This is a genomic window from Streptomyces sp. R35, assembly GCF_041053035.1.
GTDB classification, from domain to species: Bacteria; Actinomycetota; Actinomycetes; order Streptomycetales; family Streptomycetaceae; genus Streptomyces; species Streptomyces lutosisoli.
Window position 1 is genome coordinate 4,355,818 of the sequence record NZ_CP163440.1, and the last position, 16,600, is coordinate 4,372,417.

Annotated in this window: 14 protein-coding genes; 1 reads left to right on the top strand and 13 read right to left on the bottom strand. The window is 69.7% G+C overall.

All coding sequences use genetic code 11. The features are described from left to right. Window positions 1-104: 104 nt before the first annotated feature. From AB5J50_RS19980 to AB5J50_RS20010, 7 genes are all read right to left on the bottom strand, one after another. Window positions 105-1,757 carry a beta-N-acetylhexosaminidase gene (locus AB5J50_RS19980; protein WP_369265454.1) on the bottom strand — a complete coding sequence of 551 codons (1,653 nt, stop codon included), beginning with the start codon at window positions 1,755-1,757 and terminating at the stop codon, window positions 105-107. A 13-nt stretch (window positions 1,758-1,770) separates the two neighbouring features. Then, entirely contained in the window at window positions 1,771-2,616 is an 846-nt protein-coding gene (locus AB5J50_RS19985; RefSeq protein ID WP_327429091.1) for a carbohydrate ABC transporter permease, read from the bottom strand. Beyond that, entirely contained in the window at window positions 2,613-3,602 is a 990-nt protein-coding gene (locus tag AB5J50_RS19990) for a carbohydrate ABC transporter permease (RefSeq protein ID WP_369259819.1), read from the bottom strand. Before AB5J50_RS19990 ends, AB5J50_RS19985 begins: the two co-directional genes overlap by 4 nt. A 311-nt stretch (window positions 3,603-3,913) precedes the next feature. Then, on the bottom strand, window positions 3,914-5,221 hold the full coding sequence (locus AB5J50_RS19995; RefSeq protein WP_369259820.1) for an extracellular solute-binding protein: 1,308 nt from the start codon (window positions 5,219-5,221) through the stop codon (window positions 3,914-3,916). Window positions 5,222-5,365: 144 nt separating this feature from the next. Beyond that, a complete protein-coding gene (locus AB5J50_RS20000) occupies window positions 5,366-6,445 on the bottom strand; it encodes a hypothetical protein (protein ID WP_369259821.1) in 1,080 nt (359 codons plus the stop codon). Window positions 6,446-6,545: 100 nt separating this feature from the next. Beyond that, the gene (locus AB5J50_RS20005) at window positions 6,546-6,848 is read right to left on the bottom strand and encodes a DUF3039 domain-containing protein (protein ID WP_327429095.1); all 303 of its coding nucleotides are present in this window, start codon (window positions 6,846-6,848) and stop codon (window positions 6,546-6,548) included. 75 nt (window positions 6,849-6,923) lie between these two features. Beyond that, entirely contained in the window at window positions 6,924-7,496 is a 573-nt protein-coding gene (locus tag AB5J50_RS20010; RefSeq protein ID WP_327429096.1) for a YqgE/AlgH family protein, read from the bottom strand. A 281-nt stretch (window positions 7,497-7,777) separates the two neighbouring features. On the opposite strand from AB5J50_RS20010, the gene murA reads away from it, so the two are divergent. Next, window positions 7,778-9,118, top strand: a complete 1,341-nt coding sequence (murA, locus tag AB5J50_RS20015; RefSeq protein ID WP_327429097.1) for a UDP-N-acetylglucosamine 1-carboxyvinyltransferase — start codon at window positions 7,778-7,780, stop codon at window positions 9,116-9,118. Window positions 9,119-9,239: 121 nt separating this feature from the next. Here murA and AB5J50_RS20020 read toward each other — a convergent pair whose 3' ends face one another. The 6 genes from AB5J50_RS20020 to AB5J50_RS20045 all read right to left on the bottom strand — a co-directional run bounded on the left by AB5J50_RS20020 (window position 9,240) and on the right by AB5J50_RS20045 (window position 16,519). Then, window positions 9,240-9,521 (bottom strand): HU family DNA-binding protein, encoded by a 282-nt coding sequence (locus AB5J50_RS20020; protein ID WP_007382399.1) that lies wholly within the window; start codon window positions 9,519-9,521, stop codon window positions 9,240-9,242. A 471-nt stretch (window positions 9,522-9,992) separates the two neighbouring features. Beyond that, entirely contained in the window at window positions 9,993-11,417 is a 1,425-nt protein-coding gene (locus AB5J50_RS20025) for an NAD-dependent malic enzyme (RefSeq protein WP_369259822.1), read from the bottom strand. Window positions 11,418-11,835: 418 nt separating this feature from the next. Then, entirely contained in the window at window positions 11,836-14,274 is a 2,439-nt protein-coding gene (locus AB5J50_RS20030; protein WP_369259823.1) for a UvrD-helicase domain-containing protein, read from the bottom strand. 82 nt (window positions 14,275-14,356) lie between these two features. Next, window positions 14,357-15,139: a zf-HC2 domain-containing protein gene (locus AB5J50_RS20035; protein ID WP_330304931.1), complete on the bottom strand. Its 783-nt coding sequence runs from the start codon at window positions 15,137-15,139 to the stop codon at window positions 14,357-14,359. A gap of 38 nt (window positions 15,140-15,177) precedes the next feature. Beyond that, window positions 15,178-15,708, bottom strand: coding sequence for a sigma-70 family RNA polymerase sigma factor (locus AB5J50_RS20040; protein WP_037619265.1), 531 nt, complete (start codon window positions 15,706-15,708; stop codon window positions 15,178-15,180). Between the two features lie 226 nt (window positions 15,709-15,934). Further along, complete coding sequence (locus tag AB5J50_RS20045) at window positions 15,935-16,519, bottom strand: ABATE domain-containing protein (protein WP_369259824.1); 585 nt, start codon at window positions 16,517-16,519, stop codon at window positions 15,935-15,937. Window positions 16,520-16,600: the final 81 nt, after the last annotated feature.

Sequence of the window (16,600 nt, forward strand, 5' to 3'; positions counted from 1 at the left end):
CGTGAGTGCGAATTGCCACTCTTCGGTGACCCTTGGGCGCCTTTTTCCTTGTGGGGCCACAGTTCCAGGGTGAACACCCCGGGACACGCGTCTTCGGAGTCACCTCACACGTTTGGGGGCGCCCCCTCGATCGGGCGTCCGAGGCCACCCGTCATCCCTTCGGGGGCAGGCCGCTGCTGCCACGGCAGCGGGCCCGCGGGCGGGCGATAGTCCACTCCAAGGGCGTCAAGCCGCGCGTAGTGAGCGGTCATCCGCCGTTCGAAGCCGGCGAAGTCCCGTTCGGCGGGGGCGGGCAGGGCACTCCAGGCGACCTCGGCGAAGGCCACGAGCCGCGGGTACGTCTGGTAATCCACGCGCGCGTGGTCCTCCATCACCTCGGTCCACACGTTGGCCTGAGTGCCCAGCACATGCCGTGCCTCCGCCTCGGTGAGCTGCGGCGGCACCGGCTCGAAGCGGTAGACGTCCTCCAGGGTGCGGACATAGCCGATGGGCATCGGCTCGTCCTCGCCGGCAGCCTGACGGTGGTCCAAGTACACCTGCTGCTCGGGGCACATGACGACGTCGTGGCCCGCGCGGGCGGCCGTGACACCGCCCCGGTAGCCGCGCCACGAGGACACGGCCGCGCCGTCCGCGAGCCCGCCCTCCAGGATCTCGTCCCAGCCGATCAGCCGACGTCCGCGCGCGGAGAGCCAGTTGTCGAAGTGCCGGACGAACCAGGACTGCAACTCGTCCTCGTCCGCGAGCCCGAGTTCCTTGATGCGCGCCTGCGCGGTGGGCGACTGCCGCCACTGGTCCTTGGCGCACTCGTCGCCGCCGATGTGCACGAACTCCGAGAAGGGTCCGGCGTCCGCCGGGAACAGGTCGAGGAGTTCCTCGAACACCCCCTCGTAGAAGCGCAGGGTGTTGTCAGTGGGGGCGAGTACGTTTTTGGAGACGCCCCAGTTGTCCCAGACGGAGAGGGAGGTCGTGTCGATGACGTCGGTGTTGCCGAGTTCCGGATACGCGGCGATGGCGGCCTGCGAGTGGCCCGGGATGTCGATTTCGGGGACGACGCTGATATGCCGCTCGGCGGCGTACGCGACGATCTCGCGGATGTCGTCCTGCGTGTAGAAGCCCCCGTGCGGCTTCTCCTCCCACAGCGGCGAGGCGCGATGGCCGAATTTCGTGCGCGCCCGCCAGGACCCGACCTCCGTCAGCTTCGGGTAGCGCTTGATCTGAACACGCCATCCCTGGTCGTCGGTGAGATGGAAGTGGAAGACGTTGAGTTTGTGGGCGGCCAGGAGGTCGAGATGGCGCAGGACCCCGTCCTTGGGCATGAAGTGCCGGGAGACGTCGAGCATGAGGCCGCGCCAGCGGAATCGGGGGGAGTCCTGGATGTGGATCACCGGCAGTCGCCACTCCCGGCCGGGAAGCGGCGCCCGCCGGAAAGCGTCGGGGCCGAGCAACTGCCGCAGCGTCTGAGCGCCCCAGAAGAGCCCGGCGGCGCCACCGCCGACGAGGTGCACGCCCTTCGGAAAGACGGCCAGACGGTAGCCCTCCTCACCAAGGTCCTTGGTCACCATGGAGTGGAGGTACACGCGGATGACGTCGTCGTCTTCCCCGTCTCCCGGGTTCAGGGGCAGGCCTGTGGCCGCACCCAGCACGCCCCGCAGCCAGCGTTCGGTCCGCTCCGTGCCCTCACCCGCGGCCAGCTTCGTCCCGGGCCCCAGCTCGTAGAAGTTGGCCCCGTAGTCCGTCACATGGCGGGGCGCCGGAATCACATCAGTCACGTCAGTCCTTTACCGCTCCGCCGAGGCCGGAGACCAGTCGTCGCTGTACGAGTACGAAGAAGATCAGCACCGGAATCGTCATCACCGTGGAGGCTGCCATGACGCCGCCCCAGTCCGGCTCGTCCGGCTTGTAGAAGACGAGGAGGGCCATCGGCAGGGTGGACTGCGAGGTGTCGCTGATGATGAAGGACTTGGCGAACAGGAAGTCGTTCCAGGCCGAGATGAAGGAAAAGACGCTCGTGGCCACCAGCCCCGGGAAGACGAGGGGGAAAAGGATCTGCCAGAGGAATCGCGCGCGGCTCGCCCCGTCGATGTACGCGGCCTCCTCCAGCGCGTCCGGTACGGCCTTCACAAAACCCCGCAGCATCCAGATCGCGAAGGGCAGCGAGAAGGCGATGTGCGGCAGGATCAGCGAGCCCAGCGTGTTCAGTTGGCCCATGTCCCGCATGAGGAAGAAGAGGGGGATCGTCAGGGCCTCGACGGGCACCATCTGCGCGACCAGGAACATGATCAGCAGGGTGGTCCGGAATCGGAAGCGGAATCGTGTCACCGCGGTCGCAGCGAGAAACGCGATGAGTGCGGAGGCGACGACCACGGAGCACGCGACCGCAAGGCTGTTGAGGAAGTACCGGCCGAATTCCTGCTGCCCGAAGACGCGCCGGAAGGAATCGAGGGAGGGCGATAGCGTCCAGGGCCGTGGCTCGGTCGACTCGACCTCTCCGGCCGGTTTGAAGGCGCTGAGCACCATCCAGTAGAGGGGGAAGGCGACCACGGCCGCGATCAGCAGCGCGGACACCTCGGCGGCGAGCCGCCACGGGCGCCGTACAAGACCCCTGACGAGGTTCACAGTTCCTCCCCCTGCCTGCGCAGCAGCCGCAGATAGACCAGCGTGACCGCGAGCAGGATCACCAGCATCACCACGCCGATCGCCGAGCCGAGGCTGTACTGCGAGGCGGCGAACGCCTTCTGGTACGCGTACACGTTCAGCACGAGGTTCTGTCCGGCGATGCCGCCGCCGTTGGTCATCACGTAGATCTGCGTGAAGACTTTGAAGTCCCAGATGACCGACTGGATGGTGACGACGACCAGGATCGGCCGGAGCAGCGGCGCGAGCACCGAGCGCCAGATCCGCCACTGCGAGGCACCGTCCAGGGCGGCCGCCTCCAGCACCTCGGCCGGTACGGCACGGATCCCGGCGTACACCGTCACCATCACGAACGGGAAGGAGCACCAGACCACTTCGAGCAGCACGAGGGCGAAGGCGCTGTATCGCCCGTACGTCCATGAGTGGTCGCCGATCCCGAGGACCCGGTTGACGGGGCCGAAGTCGGGGTCGAAGAGGAACAGCCAGACCGTGGAGCCAGTGACGGCCGGGGTCGCCCACGCCCCGAGCGCGGCCATCATCAGCGCCAGCCGGGGCACGGCCCGCACACGCGTGAGGAGCACCGCCAGCGCGCAGCCGGCCGCCAGCGTGGACACCACACAGGCCGCCGCGAACACCAGCGTCGCGAGGAGCACCTGCCAGAACTGATCGTCGGCGAACAGCGTCCGGTAGTTGCCGAACCCCTCGAAGGTGGTCGGTTCACCACCGCTGACCTGGGCCTGGGTGTACCGCAGGAACGAGATCAGGCCGAGCTGATAGATGGGGTAGAGGAGCAGAGCACCGAGGACGACAAGGGCGGGGGCGAGATAGAACCAGGGCCTCCAGCCACCGCGCCCAAACCGGGAACCCCCGGACACACCCCCGCCGCCACGCCACCCGGACGCCGACTTCCGTACGGATGCGCCGGGGCCGGGTGAGGCTGGGCGGTCCGCCGCAACCTCGCCGGGCAAAGCCGCGTGGTCCGCCGCACCGCTGCCGTGACTGCCGCTGCCAGCGTGATCGCCGCCGCCTTCGCTGCCACTGCCGTAGCTACTGCCGTCGTCGGCGGGGCCGCGCCCAGGCCCCGCCCCGGATCCGGCGCCGGTTCCTCTGCCGGCGCCCGGGCCCGTACCCTCAGCGGGCCCAGCTCCACCGCCTCCTCCGGAGCTCGCACCACCAACAGGCCCAAGCCCACCCCCGGCACCAGCACCCGCACCCTCCGCGGCGCCGGTTGTGTCCTCGGGCGGTGCCCCCGTCGGGGCAGGAGGGTTCTCCATCGGCTTCACCCGGCGGAGCTGAACGCGTCGTTCATCTTCTTCGCCGCGTCCTTCGAGGCCGCCGCCACGTCCTTCTTGCCGCTGACGATCTCCTGGAACATCGTCGGCAGGACGAGCGAGGCGTCGATCTGCGCCCAGGCGGGTGACGCCGGTACGAACTTGGTGCCCGCGGCGAGGGTCTTCACGAAGGGGGCGACGAACGGCTCCTTGGCGGCGACCTCTTCCCGCACGTCGGTGTAGGTCGGCAGGAAGCCCATCGCGTCGAACAGTTCGCCCTGGGTCTTCTTCGACGCGAGCTGCTCCATCAGGTCGATGGCGAGCGTGCGGTGCGAGGTGCTCTTCAGGACGCCGATGTTGTTGCCGCCGGCGAACGCCGGAGCGACCGAGCCCGACGTCAGCCCGGGCAACGGCACGACCGCGTACTTGCCCTTGACCTTCCCGGCCTCGATCGCCGCGTGGCTGAAGTCACCGCCGATGGCCATGCCCGCCTTGCCCGAGGCGAAGGCGGTCACCGTGTCGTTGCCGCCCATGCCCGCGCACTTGGCGGCCGGACAGTTGGTGTCGCCGAAGAGCGAGGTGTAGGCCTTGATGCCCTTCTGGGCGTCCGCGCTGTCGATGGTCGCGGCATAGGAACCGCCCTTGCCCTCGGCGAGTTCACCGCCCTGGGACCAGATGAACGGCATCGCGCCGTACGTGTAGGCGCCGCCGACCGCGAGACCGTACAGGTCGGGTCTGGCCGCGTGGATCTTCCGGGCCGTCTCGGCCAACTCGGCCTGGGTCTTGGGGACTTCGAGGCCGAGTTCCTTGAGGACGTCCGTGCGGTAGTACAGCGCGCGTACTCCGACGAAGTACGGGGCGCCGTAGATCTTCCCGTCCACCGTCACCGACTGCCTGGCCGTCGGGTCGGTGTCCTTGGACTCGGACCAGTCGGTGAACTCCTTGGTGATGTCGGCGAGTCCGCCGTCCTTGACGTATCCGGCCGTGTCCGTGTTGCCGTACTCGATGACATCCGGGGCGCTCTTGGGGTCGTTGAAGGCGGCCTTGATGCGCTGGGCGCGGGTCTCCACGGGGATGTACTCGATGGTGACCTTGGTGTCCTTGTGGGCCTTCTTGAAGGTGGCTACGGCCCCGTCGACGACCTTCTGCTTCGGCGCGTTGTTGACCTCCTGGAAGAGCCAGACCCGCAGGGTGCCGGTCTTCTCGTCCTTGCCGGAGGAGGAGTTGTCGGAGGTCTGGGGGGCGCAGGCGGTGGCGGTGAGCCCTGCGACGACAAGGGCGGCTATGGGGGCGGCCGTTCGAGCAGAGAGCTTCATCGAGCATCCTCCGGTGGGGGCGCGTTGCAACATGCGCAATGGCGGTTTCGCTCTGCACAACACACCGGAGGCTATGGACTACATGAACATGCCCACAAGAGGTCTCAACCACTTCGTGACCACGGGACGCACTCCGCGCAACGCTCAGCGGTCGAGGCCCTTGCCGTCCGGCTCCCCCGACAGCCCCGCTCCTCGCAGGACCGGGACGGCGGCTATCGAGAGCAGGAACCACACGACGGTCCAGGTCTGGAGCACACGCCACGACTCCCGCGGCGCATCCCCGAACGTCAGCAGCAGGACGCCCCCGCCGAGCACGCCCGCGGCGACCAGATGGACCCGCACCGCGAGACTCGGAACGAACACCTCGCGCAGGAAGCGCTCCCCGTACCAGAGGCGTACGGTGCGCCGCGCGAGCACCGCCAGTACGCAGCCGCCGACCAGCACCGCCGGCACGACGACCGACGCGGGCAGCGGGTCCCCGAAGCGGGCGCGGTCGGCAAGCAGTCCGGCCCCGACGCCCACCGCGCACCCCCAGGGGGTGGCGGCGAGCCCGGCCCGCAGGCGCGCCGCGCGGCCCCCGCCGCGGTACCGCTCCTCGTTCGCGGCCCGTATCTCCGCGATCCGCTCGCGCCAGGTGAGGCCGGCCCGTGCGGGCGCCCAGACGATCAGCAGACCCACCGCGAAGGGCATCACCTGCACCAGTTCGAGGACGTTCTCCACGCCGTCCGACCAGTCGCGCACCAGCAACAGAGTCCCGGCGACGATCCCCGGCAGCACAAGCGTCAGTGCCGGCCAAGGGCTGGGCCGCCCCGGCATCCGCATCGCCTTGCGGCCGCCCAGTTCCTTGGCCCATTTCGCCTCACGCCGGGCCTCGCGGCCGCCGCCCAGGGTTCTGTTCAGAGCGGCGGCCAGCGCCCGGTGCGCCGTCGCCTCCTCCGGCGCCAGCTCCACGGCGGTCCGCGCGGCGGCGACGGATTCCTCCCACCGCCGCAGCTGGTACGTCGCGTCAGCGACCGCCAGATGCCCCCGCCAGCCCTGTGGGTCGAGCTCCACCGCCCGCCGCGCCAGCGGCAACGCCGCCTCCGGATCCCGGAGTTGGACGAGCACCGACGCCGCCAGGCTCAGCTCCTGCGCGCCCTCCGGCTCCGCCCGCTCCACCAGCGCCCGGCTCTCACGGAACTTCCGCGCCCCGGCCAGCTCCCGCGCCCGCAGCAACGACTCCACGCCCCACCCCCAGGTACGACAAGGCCGCGGCGCCCCTCACCAGGGGCGCCGCGGCCTTGCTCGGTCTACGCGGCGTACTGCGCCGGGGGACCCGGTGGCGTTACTTCTTGCCGCCGTCGCCGCCCTTGCCCTTGTCGCCGCCGGCGCCCATGGACTCGTAGATCTCCTTGCACATGGGGCACACCGGGTACTTCTTCGGGTCGCGGCCGGGGACCCACACCTTGCCGCAGAGGGCCACGACGGGCGTGCCGTCGAGGGCGCTCGCCATGATCTTGTCCTTCTGGACGTAATGGGCGAAGCGCTCGTGGTCCCCGTCGCCGTGCGACACCTGCGGCGTCGGCTCCACGAGGGTCCCCGTCCCCGTGCCTCGCTGGGGCTGGGTCTCAGGCTCAAGAGTGCTCATAACGCCAAGGGTACTGGGGCTCACACCCTTCAGATGAGGGAAGGTCGCCCAGTAATCGCCCGGCCGTCGCACTCACTAGTTGAGCGACGGGTCGTCCGGGTACGTCGCCACCATCGCCAGCTCGTTGCGCTGGCGGCGCAGGACCTCGCGCCAGAGCCGTTCGGGTGACGGGGAGGAGACGTCTCCGGGCTCGGACTCGACGACGTACCAGGCACCCTCGACGAGTTCGTCCTCCAGCTGGCCGGGGCCCCAGCCCGCGTATCCCGCGAAGATGCGCAGGGAGCCGAGAGCCGAGGCGAGGAGTTCGGGCGGGGCCTCCAGGTCGACGAGGCCGATCGCTCCGTGCACGCGCCGCCAGCCGAGGGGTGTGCGTTCGCCGGACGCGCCGCCCGGGATGACCGCGACGCCCAGCGCCGAGTCCAGCGACACCGGGCCGCCCTGGAAGACGACACCGGGCTCGACGGCCAGGTCCGCCCAGGCCGCCAGGATGTCGCCGACGTCCACCGGGGTCGGCCGGTTGAGGACGACACCGAGCGAGCCCTCCTCGTCGTGGTCGAGGAGCAGCACCACCGCCCGGTCGAAGTTCGGGTCCGCCAGGGCGGGCGTGGCCACAAGCAGTCGCCCTGTGAGCGAGGACACCTCGGTCATGCCAGACATGATCCCGCATCTTCCCCAGGTAGGGGGAGCCAATGCCCGTACCCGGGTGAATGCAGCTCAGGGCTCACAGAAGCGACCCCCGCGCACACCGGTGCCGGTGACCCCGTGTGCCCGATTCGGAACGGTTCGTGTTGTGGCAAAGCTATGACCGATCTGAGTGGTCCTTGGGCTTACTGAGGTGGGGTAGGCGGCCATTACCCTTGCTGTTCGGCTCCTGTACGACGGGTCCGCCGACGACTCACACCTGCCCAACTCATCGGAACGCGAGATACATGACCGTCAATGACGATGTCCTGCTTGTCCACGGCGGAACCCCGCTTGAGGGCGAGATCCGTGTCCGCGGTGCGAAGAATCTCGTACCCAAGGCCATGGTCGCCGCCCTGCTGGGCAGTGAACCGAGCCGGCTGCGCAATGTCCCCGACATCCGCGACGTGCGTGTCGTCCGCGGGCTGCTGCAGCTGCACGGGGTGACGGTCCGCCCAGGTGAGGAACCGGGCGAGTTGGTGCTCGATCCGTCGCACGTCGAGAGCGCGAACGTCGCCGACATCGATGCCCACGCGGGTTCGTCGCGCATCCCGATTCTTTTCTGTGGCCCGCTGTTGCACCGTCTGGGGCACGCGTTCATCCCCGGACTGGGCGGCTGTGACATCGGCGGCCGGCCGATCGACTTCCACTTCGAGGTGCTGCGGCAGTTCGGCGCGAAGATCGAGAAGCGGGCGGACGGCCAGTACCTGGAGGCCCCGCAGCGGCTGCGCGGCACGAAGATCCAGCTGCCGTACCCGTCCGTCGGCGCGACCGAGCAGGTGCTGCTGACGGCCGTTCTGGCGGAAGGCACCACCGAGCTGTCCAACGCGGCCGTGGAGCCCGAGATCGAGGACCTCATCTGCGTACTGCAGAAGATGGGCGCGATCATCGCCATGGACACCGACCGGACGATCCGCATCACGGGTGTGGACTCGCTCGGCGGCTACACCCACGCGGCCCTCCCGGACCGCCTGGAGGCCGCCTCGTGGGCTTCCGCGGCGCTGGCGACCGAAGGCAACATCTACGTCCGCGGCGCCCAGCAGCGCTCGATGATGACGTTCCTGAACACCTACCGCAAGGTGGGCGGGGCGTTCGAGATCGACGACGAGGGCATCCGCTTCTGGCACCCGGGCAGCCAGCTCAAGTCGATCGCCCTGGAGACGGACGTCCACCCGGGCTTCCAGACGGACTGGCAGCAGCCGCTGGTGGTGGCCCTCACCCAGGCCACCGGCCTGTCCATCATCCACGAGACGGTGTACGAGTCCCGTCTCGGCTTCACCTCCGCGCTCAACCAGATGGGCGCGCACATCCAGCTCTACCGCGAGTGCCTCGGCGGCTCCAACTGCCGCTTCGGCCAGCGCAACTTCCTGCACTCGGCCGTCGTTTCGGGCCCGACGAAGCTCCAGGGCGCCGACCTGGTCATCCCCGACCTCCGCGGCGGCTTCTCGTACCTGATCGCCGCCCTCGCGGCCCAGGGCACCTCCCGGGTCCACGGCATCGACCTCATCAACCGCGGCTACGAGAACTTCATGGACAAGCTCGTCGAGCTGGGCGCGAAGGTCGAACTGCCGGGCAAGGCGCTCGGGTAACAGCAGTCGTACGTACGACGATGGGGCGGCCCCCGGTGAAGGGGGCCGCCCCATTGGCGTTACTGCCGGCGTTGCTTCGCCTCGTACGCGTCCCGTGGCGTACAGGAACGTACAGGAGGACTTACTTGCCCTTGGCGGCTTCCTTGAGCTTCGAGCCCGCGGAGACCTTCACGCTGTAGCCGGCCGGGATCTGGATCGGGTCGCCGGTCTGCGGGTTGCGCGCGGTGCGAGCGGCACGGTGGGTGCGCTCGAAGGTCAGGAAGCCGGGGATGGTGACCTTCTCGTCGCCCTTGGCGACGATCTCGCCGACGGTCTCGGCGAACGCGGCCAGAACGGCGTCGGCGTCCTTGCGGGTCACCTCGGCGCGGTCGGCCAGCGCGGCCACCAGCTCACTGCGGTTCATGTTGTTACTCCCGTGTTCTTCTTGCTGTTGAGGCGTGCCACGCGGCGGAGCCGCATATTGGGCACAGCGAAGACGATGCTGCCAGGGTCCTCGTTCGGTCCCCGGACCCGGGTCCGTCACCAGACCCTCGCGCCCGAAGACGCATCCTGCCCCCACCTGCGGCGGGAAAGCCAATCCGGCACCCCTGGGAGTCACACGAACACCCTTGGGAGTCACACGAAGAGGCCTGCAAGGCCTGAGCCTGGCCGCCACCCTAGAGGGCGGCCACAGCCCCGGCGTCCCGCGACGCGCCGTGCCCGGGCGGCCGTGGCAATCCTCACAGCCAACGCTCACATCTCCAACGCGGGCCCCATCCCCCAGCGCCGGTCGGCACCCCTAGCCCGTCCGGCGTTTGAGGACGAGGCCGTTCAGGCCGATGAGCGGGGGTCTGGGGGCGCAGCCCCCAGCGAGCCCCACATCAACACCGGGCGCCTACTCAGCAGAGGCCGACGCCCCAGCCGCCCGAGCCGCAGAGCGAACCGCTCCGGCGACCGCGCCCGCGACCTTGTCGTTGAAGACGCTGGGGATGATGTAGTTCGGGTTGAGCTCGTCCTCGGTCACCACGTCCGCCAGGGCGGCCGCGGCGGCCAGCATCATCTCCGTGTTGACCGTGCGGGACTGGGCGTCCAGGAGGCCGCGGAAGACGCCCGGGAAGACCAGGACGTTGTTGATCTGGTTGGGGAAGTCGGAGCGGCCCGTGGCGACAACTGCCGCCGTCTGGCGGGCGATTGCCGGGTCGACCTCGGGGTCGGGGTTCGCGAGCGCGAACACGATGGCGTCGTCGGCCATGGCGGCCACGTCGTCGCCGTCGATGACGTTCGGGGCGGAGACGCCGATGAAGACGTCCGCGCCGCGCACGGCTTCCTTCAACGTGCCCGTGAGGCCCTCGGGGTTGGTGTTGTCGGCGATCCAGCGCAGCGGCGTGCCGGCGGCGGCGTCCACCAGGTCCGTACGGTCCGCGTGCACGACACCGTGGATGTCGGCGACGACGGCGTTCTTGACGCCCGCGGCGATGAGCAGCTTGAGGATGGCCGTACCGGCCGCGCCCGCACCGGACATGACGACACGGATGTCGCCGATCGCCTTGCCCGCCACACGCAGGGCATTCGTGAGGGCGGCGAGCACGACGATCGCGGTGCCGTGCTGGTCGTCGTGGAAGACGGGGATGTCGAGGGCATCGCGCAGCCGGGCCTCGATCTCGAAGCAGCGGGGGGCGGAGATGTCCTCGAGGTTGATGCCCGCGAAGCCGGGGGCGATGGCCTTGACGATCTCGACGATCGCGTCGGTGTCCTGGGTGTCCAGGCAGATCGGCCAGGCGTCGATACCGGCGAAGCGCTTGAAGAGGGCCGCCTTGCCCTCCATGACCGGCAGAGCGGCCATCGGCCCGATGTTGCCCAGGCCCAGCACCGCGGATCCGTCCGTCACGACCGCAACGGAGTTGCGCTTGATGGTGAGGCGGCGGGCGTCCTCGGGGTTCTCGGCGATCGCCATGCACACGCGGGCCACGCCCGGGGTGTAGATCATGGAGAGGTCGTCACGGTTGCGGATCGGGTGCTTGGACTGCATCTCGATCTTGCCGCCGAGGTGCATGAGGAACGTACGGTCCGAGACCTTGCCGAGGGTGACGCCCTCGATGCCGCGCAGCTGCTCGACGATCTCGTCGGCGTGCGCCGTGGAGGTCGCCGCGATCGTGACGTCGATCCGGAGCTTCTCGTGGCCGGAGGCGGTCACGTCGAGGCCGGTCACCGAGCCTCCGTGGGACTCGACGGCCCCGGTGAGCTGGGAGACCGCGGTTCCGCTCGCGGGCACCTCCAGCCGGACCGTCATCGAGTAGGAGACGCTGGGCGCCGTTGCCATGGCCGACTTCCTCTGCTTTCACCGTGTCGCTGGTATGCCGTCCGATCGTCGCACCTACCGCCGAGTACGCGGTAGCCGCCCCGGATTGCGAACGTTTTGTTCGCAGCGAAGGAGCAGACTTTCGGAAAACAACTTCCACCATACGAGAAACGATCAGGCAACGAAAGAGGCCCACGTCACGGGGTGACGTGGGCCTCTTCTGCGTCCTCACCTTCAAGGACAACGTTCAATGACACCGACCCGCCATGCTCGCCTCGCGGCAAGTGGTCGCTCGTAGCGACGAAGGTTGGGCCCGGGGGCTTGGATCGGGCCGGTGTCACGTCAACGGTAACAAACGATCCCCGCAAGGCAATTCCCGCCCCGAGAGTTCTTTTGCGAGAGGTGAGCCGGACGGGTGGGCGGGAGACCGGGTCGCGCATCAGTCCCGGAGCAGATCTGGCACCCCGTTCGCATCGGGTTCGTCACGGTCACTGGAGATGACGGTCAGCTGCTGAGTGGCCCGGGTGAGGGCGACGTACAGCACACGCAGCCCCGCGGGCGACTCGTCGGCGATCTCAGCGGGCGAGACGACGACCGTGGCGTCGTATTCCAGCCCCTTCGCCTCCAGACTGCCGAGCGCCACCACCCGGTCACCGAGCCCGGCGAGCCAGCGCGCGGCCTCCTCGCGCCGGTTCATGGCGACGACGACGCCCACGGTGCCGTCCACACGGTCGAGCAGCTGGGCCGCCTCGGCGCGCACGGTCTGCGCCAGGGAGTCCCGTACGACGGCGAAGCGGGGCTCGACACCCGTGGACCGTACGGCCGACGGGGACGTCGAGCCCGGCATGGCGAGCGCGAGGACCTTGGCGGCCAGCTCGGCGATCTCGGCGGGGTTGCGGTAGTTGACGGTGAGGGTGAAGCGACGCCGGGGACGGGTCCCCAGGGCCTCGTCACGGGCCTCGGCGGCCTCGTCCGGGTCGGACCACGAGGACTGCGCCGGGTCGCCGACGACCGTCCACGTGGCGTGCCGCCCGCGCCGCCCGACCATCCGCCACTGCATCGGCGTGAGGTCCTGCGCCTCGTCGACGATGACGTGCGCGTACTCGGTCCGCTCCTGCGCCAGCCGCTCGGCGCGCTCCCACTGCGTCTCCTCGCGGGTGGGCATGAGCTCTTCGAGGCCGGTGAGCTGGTCGAGCGGGTCCAGCTCGCGCCGCTTCCTGGGCCGGGCGGGGGTGCCGAGGATGGCGTTCAGCTCGTCGAGCATCGCCACGTCGTGCACGGAGAGCCCGTCCCGCTTGAGCGAGCGCGCCACCCGCCGGACCTCGCCGGGGTTGAGGATCCGCCGCGCCCAGCGCCCGAGCCGCCGCTCGTCGGCCATGGCGGCCAGCACGCCCCGTGGGGTCAGCTCCGGCCACCACGCGTCCAGGAACGCGATGAAGCTGTCCTCCGACGTGATGTCCTCGTCGAACGACGACCGCAGCTCGGCGGCCAGCTCCGGGTCCGAGTGCCGCGTCCCGGCGCCCGACTGCGACCACAGCGCGTCGAGCAGCAGCTTGCGGGCGCGCGGCCGCAGCAGGTTGACGGGCGCGGTCCCGCTCAGCGCGTTGCGCCGGATCCGGTCCAGCTCCGGGGCCTCCAGTTCGAGACGGCGCCCGAACGCGACGACACGGAGCCTGGTGGGCACCGCCGCCGGGCCCTGCGGCTCGGCGTCGTCACCGAAGGCGAGCTGCCCGGCGTCGCCGCCCGCGCCGCGATGCCCGGCGCCGCCGTTCCGCCCGGAGCGCGACCCGGGGTTCGGCGCCGGTTCGAGGATGCCGCGGGCGGCGTGCCGCAGCACCTTCAGCATCCGGTACGAGCCCTTGGCGCGGGCCACGGCCGGAGCGTCGTACAGGGTGGCCTCCGCGCCGTCGACGAGCGAGCCGATGGCGCGGATGGCGACCTGGCCCTCCTCGCCGAGGGAGGGGAGGACGCCCTCGGTGTAGGCGACGAGGAGCGGGGTCGGGGAGACGATCAGGATGCCGCCCGAGTAACGCCGGCGGTCCTGGTAGAGGAGGTACGCGGCCCGGTGCAGGGCCACCGCCGTCTTGCCCGTGCCCGGGCCGCCCTCGACGTACGCCACCGAGGCGGCGGGGGCGCGGATCACCAGGTCCTGCTCGGCCTGGATGGACGACACGATGTCGCGCATGGTGTGGCTGCGGGCCTGGCCGAGCGCGGCCATCAGCGCGCCGTCGCCGATCACGGGCAGTTCGCGGCCGTCGAGGGAGGCTTTCAGCTCCGGGCGCATCAGGTCGTCCTCGACGCCGAGGACCTTGCGGCCCTTGGAGCGGATGACCCGACGGCGTACGACACGGCCGGGGTCGACCGGCGTCGAGCGGTAGAAGGGGGCCGCGGCGGGCGCCCTCCAGTCGATCACCAGCGGGGCGTAGTCCGTGTCGAGGACGCCGATCCTGCCGATGTGGAGCGTCTCCGCGATGTCCGCGGTGTTGTCCTCGCGGACGGCACCCTCGGCCGGTTCGACCGCCGTGTACGCACCGTCCGGGCCCTTCTTGCCGTCCTTCCCGAGGAGCAGGTCGATACGGCCGAAGAGGAAGTCCTCGAACTCGTTGTTGAGGCGGTTGAGGTGAATTCCCGCGCGGAACACCTGGGCGTCCCGCTCCGCGAGCGCCCCCGGAGTACCGACCTGACCGCGCTTGGCGGCGTCGTTCATCAGGAACTCCGCCTCGTGGATCTTCTCCTCGAGGCGCCGGTACACCCGGTCCAGATGTTCCTGTTCGACGCTGATCTCCCGGTCCCGTACGGAGTCGTCCTTAGCGGAGTCGACCGTCACGGATTCATGGACCGAGCCGAGCGCGGTTTCCTGCTGAGCCTGTGCGGCCACCGGGCCCCCTTCTGACGTGCTGGGCAGCCGTCAACCGTACGCGAAGGGGGCCCCGTAATCTACGCGCGCGCTCCGGGTTCGCTCACGCGTTCACCTCCACGAGCCGCTTCCCGTCGAACGTCATGACCTCGAAGTGGTCGATCTGGTTCGGCGAGAAGGCCGCGCCGCCGTGCACGTAGAGGGGGGATTTCGCCTCTTCGGTCTTGGCGTTCGCAATGCCGTAACCCCACTTCGGGACGGCCCAGGAGGTCACCGTCTCGCGCTCGCCGTTCTTGCCGACGGCGATCAGGGAGCACTTGAGCGGGCCCTTGACGTTCTTGAGCTGGAGGACGGCGTGGGTGCCCCAGTCCTTCTTCTCCACGGCGACGACGGCGTTGACCTTGGTGCTCGGGTCGGTGGCCGACTTCTTGTCCGTCATGACGTCGAAGGCCGCCTTGGCCGGGCTGGTGGCCATGGCCACGGGCGGCGACGTACTGCTGTCGCTGCCACCGTTGACCGCCATCACCGTCAGCGGACCGCCGATGATCAGCGCGGCCGCGGCCGCCACCAGGTACATCCCGCGCCGGCGCTTGACGGCGCGCCGCTCCGACACCTCGTCGACCAGCCGCTCCGCGAGCCGTGGGCTCGGGCGTGCGGCGAGCGACTCGCCGATGGCCGGCGTGCCCTGCGCGGCGGGCAGATCCGCGAGCGCGGCGAGCATCGGCTCCATCCCGGCGAGCTCGTCGAGCTGCTGGGCGCACCACTCGCAGGTCGCCAGATGCGCCTCGAAAGCGGTTGCTTCGGCGTCGTCGAGAATCCCGAGGGCGTAGGCGCCGACAGTCTCGTGGATGTCTCCGGGGTTTTGCTGTCCCCGTGGACCTTGCATGGCTCCTGGACCACCCGTTCCGTAACCCCCGTACGTGTTCATGCCGTCACCCCCCGCTCCTCCAGCGCCAGCTTCATCGAACGCAGGGCGTAGAACACCCGTGAGCGCACGGTGCCGCTGGGTATGCCGAGCGTCTCGGCCGCCTCATTGACCGTACGCCCTTTAAAGTATGTTTCGACCAGGACTTCCCTGTGAGCAGGGGTCAGGTCGTCCAGCGCGTCCGACAGTGTCATCAGCCACAACGCCTTATCGATCTCGTCCTCCGCGGGGATGACCTCCAGCGGTGACGGATCCACCTCCTGCGGCCGGGCCTGCCGGCTGCGGTGGCCGTCGATGACGATGCGCCGGGCGACCGTCACCAGCCAGGGTCGTACCGAACCGGTCGCACGATTGAGCTGACCGGCGTTCTTCCAGGCACGGATGAGCGTCTCCTGCACGACATCCTCGGCGCGCTGCCGGTCCCCCGCGACCAGCCGCAGGACGTACGCGAGCAACGGCCCCGCATGTTCCCGGTACAGGGCACGCATCAGCTCCTCGTCAGGTTCGGTCGACGAGGACTGCTGGGACATGCGATGTCGGGCCCTTGGCCTTCGTTCATCAGCCACGGCGGAATCCTTACGCACGCCTACCTCCGGTGTCCGGGGGTTCCCCCAGTCGGTCGCTCATCCCGGGGTACGTGCCTGGGCGTGCGTGTGTTCAAAGAGCTCACAGATATTTCTTGTTGGAGTTGTGAAGGCGGTGCGAAGAGCGTGTATTGATCACCTCGGGTGACTGGAAGATCACGTACGGGTGTGGTCAGGCGCGCGCGAGGGCCGCCCGGCGCCGGTGCCGGGCCACTCGCTCCCGGTTGCCGCACACCTCACTGGAACACCATCGTCGGCGCCGGCCCCGCGATGTGTCGAGATAGACGATCGGACAGTTGTCCCCCTCGCACTGCCTCAGACTCGCCCGCGCCACCGGATCGGTGAGCAGTTCGATGGCGTCCCGGGCGACAACGCAGAGAAGTTCGGCGCAGCCTGGCGGGGTGCGCAGCCGGCGGTGCAGCGAACCGTCGTCCGCGCGTACGGCCCAGGGGGCGGGCGGGGTGCCCAGCGCGACCGCGTTGACGCGGGCGAGCGCCGCGTCGGCGGGCCGTGCGTCGAGCTCGCCGCGCACCAACTGGGCGATGTGCCCGCGCAGTTCCCGGAAGCCCAGGAGCCAGGAGGCGTCCGCGTCCAGGGCCGTGCCCGGAGGTACGAGTCCGGACGCGGCGATCCAGGCGCGCAGCCGGACGGCCGTGTCGAGCCGTTCCTCGGGGTGGGTGGTCGCGGTCAGGTCCAGGCAGATCCGCCCGGAGTCGAACCGCAGCTCGTACGAGGCCGTGGCCATGCCCGATGCCATGTGCCTGTCACCGCCTTGGGGTTACCCGCTGTCGTACTCCCTACAGTGCATGCCCGCACGCGCGGCCGGAAGACTCCGTAC

Coding starts and splice junctions, on each gene's coding strand:
- AB5J50_RS19995 (WP_369259820.1), bottom strand. CDS start 5,221: ATGAAGCTCTCTGCTCGAACGGCCGCCCCCATAGCCGCCCTTGTCGTC.
- AB5J50_RS20025 (WP_369259822.1), bottom strand. CDS start 11,417: ATGGCAACGGCGCCCAGCGTCTCCTACTCGATGACGGTCCGGCTGGAG.
- AB5J50_RS20045 (WP_369259824.1), bottom strand. CDS start 16,519: ATGGCATCGGGCATGGCCACGGCCTCGTACGAGCTGCGGTTCGACTCC.
- AB5J50_RS20020 (WP_007382399.1), bottom strand. CDS start 9,521: ATGAACCGCAGTGAGCTGGTGGCCGCGCTGGCCGACCGCGCCGAGGTG.
- AB5J50_RS20010 (WP_327429096.1), bottom strand. CDS start 7,496: ATGACCGAGGTGTCCTCGCTCACAGGGCGACTGCTTGTGGCCACGCCC.
- AB5J50_RS20040 (WP_037619265.1), bottom strand. CDS start 15,708: ATGTCCCAGCAGTCCTCGTCGACCGAACCTGACGAGGAGCTGATGCGT.
- AB5J50_RS20005 (WP_327429095.1), bottom strand. CDS start 6,848: ATGAGCACTCTTGAGCCTGAGACCCAGCCCCAGCGAGGCACGGGGACG.
- AB5J50_RS20035 (WP_330304931.1), bottom strand. CDS start 15,139: ATGCAAGGTCCACGGGGACAGCAAAACCCCGGAGACATCCACGAGACT.
- murA (WP_327429097.1), top strand. CDS start 7,778: ATGACCGTCAATGACGATGTCCTGCTTGTCCACGGCGGAACCCCGCTT.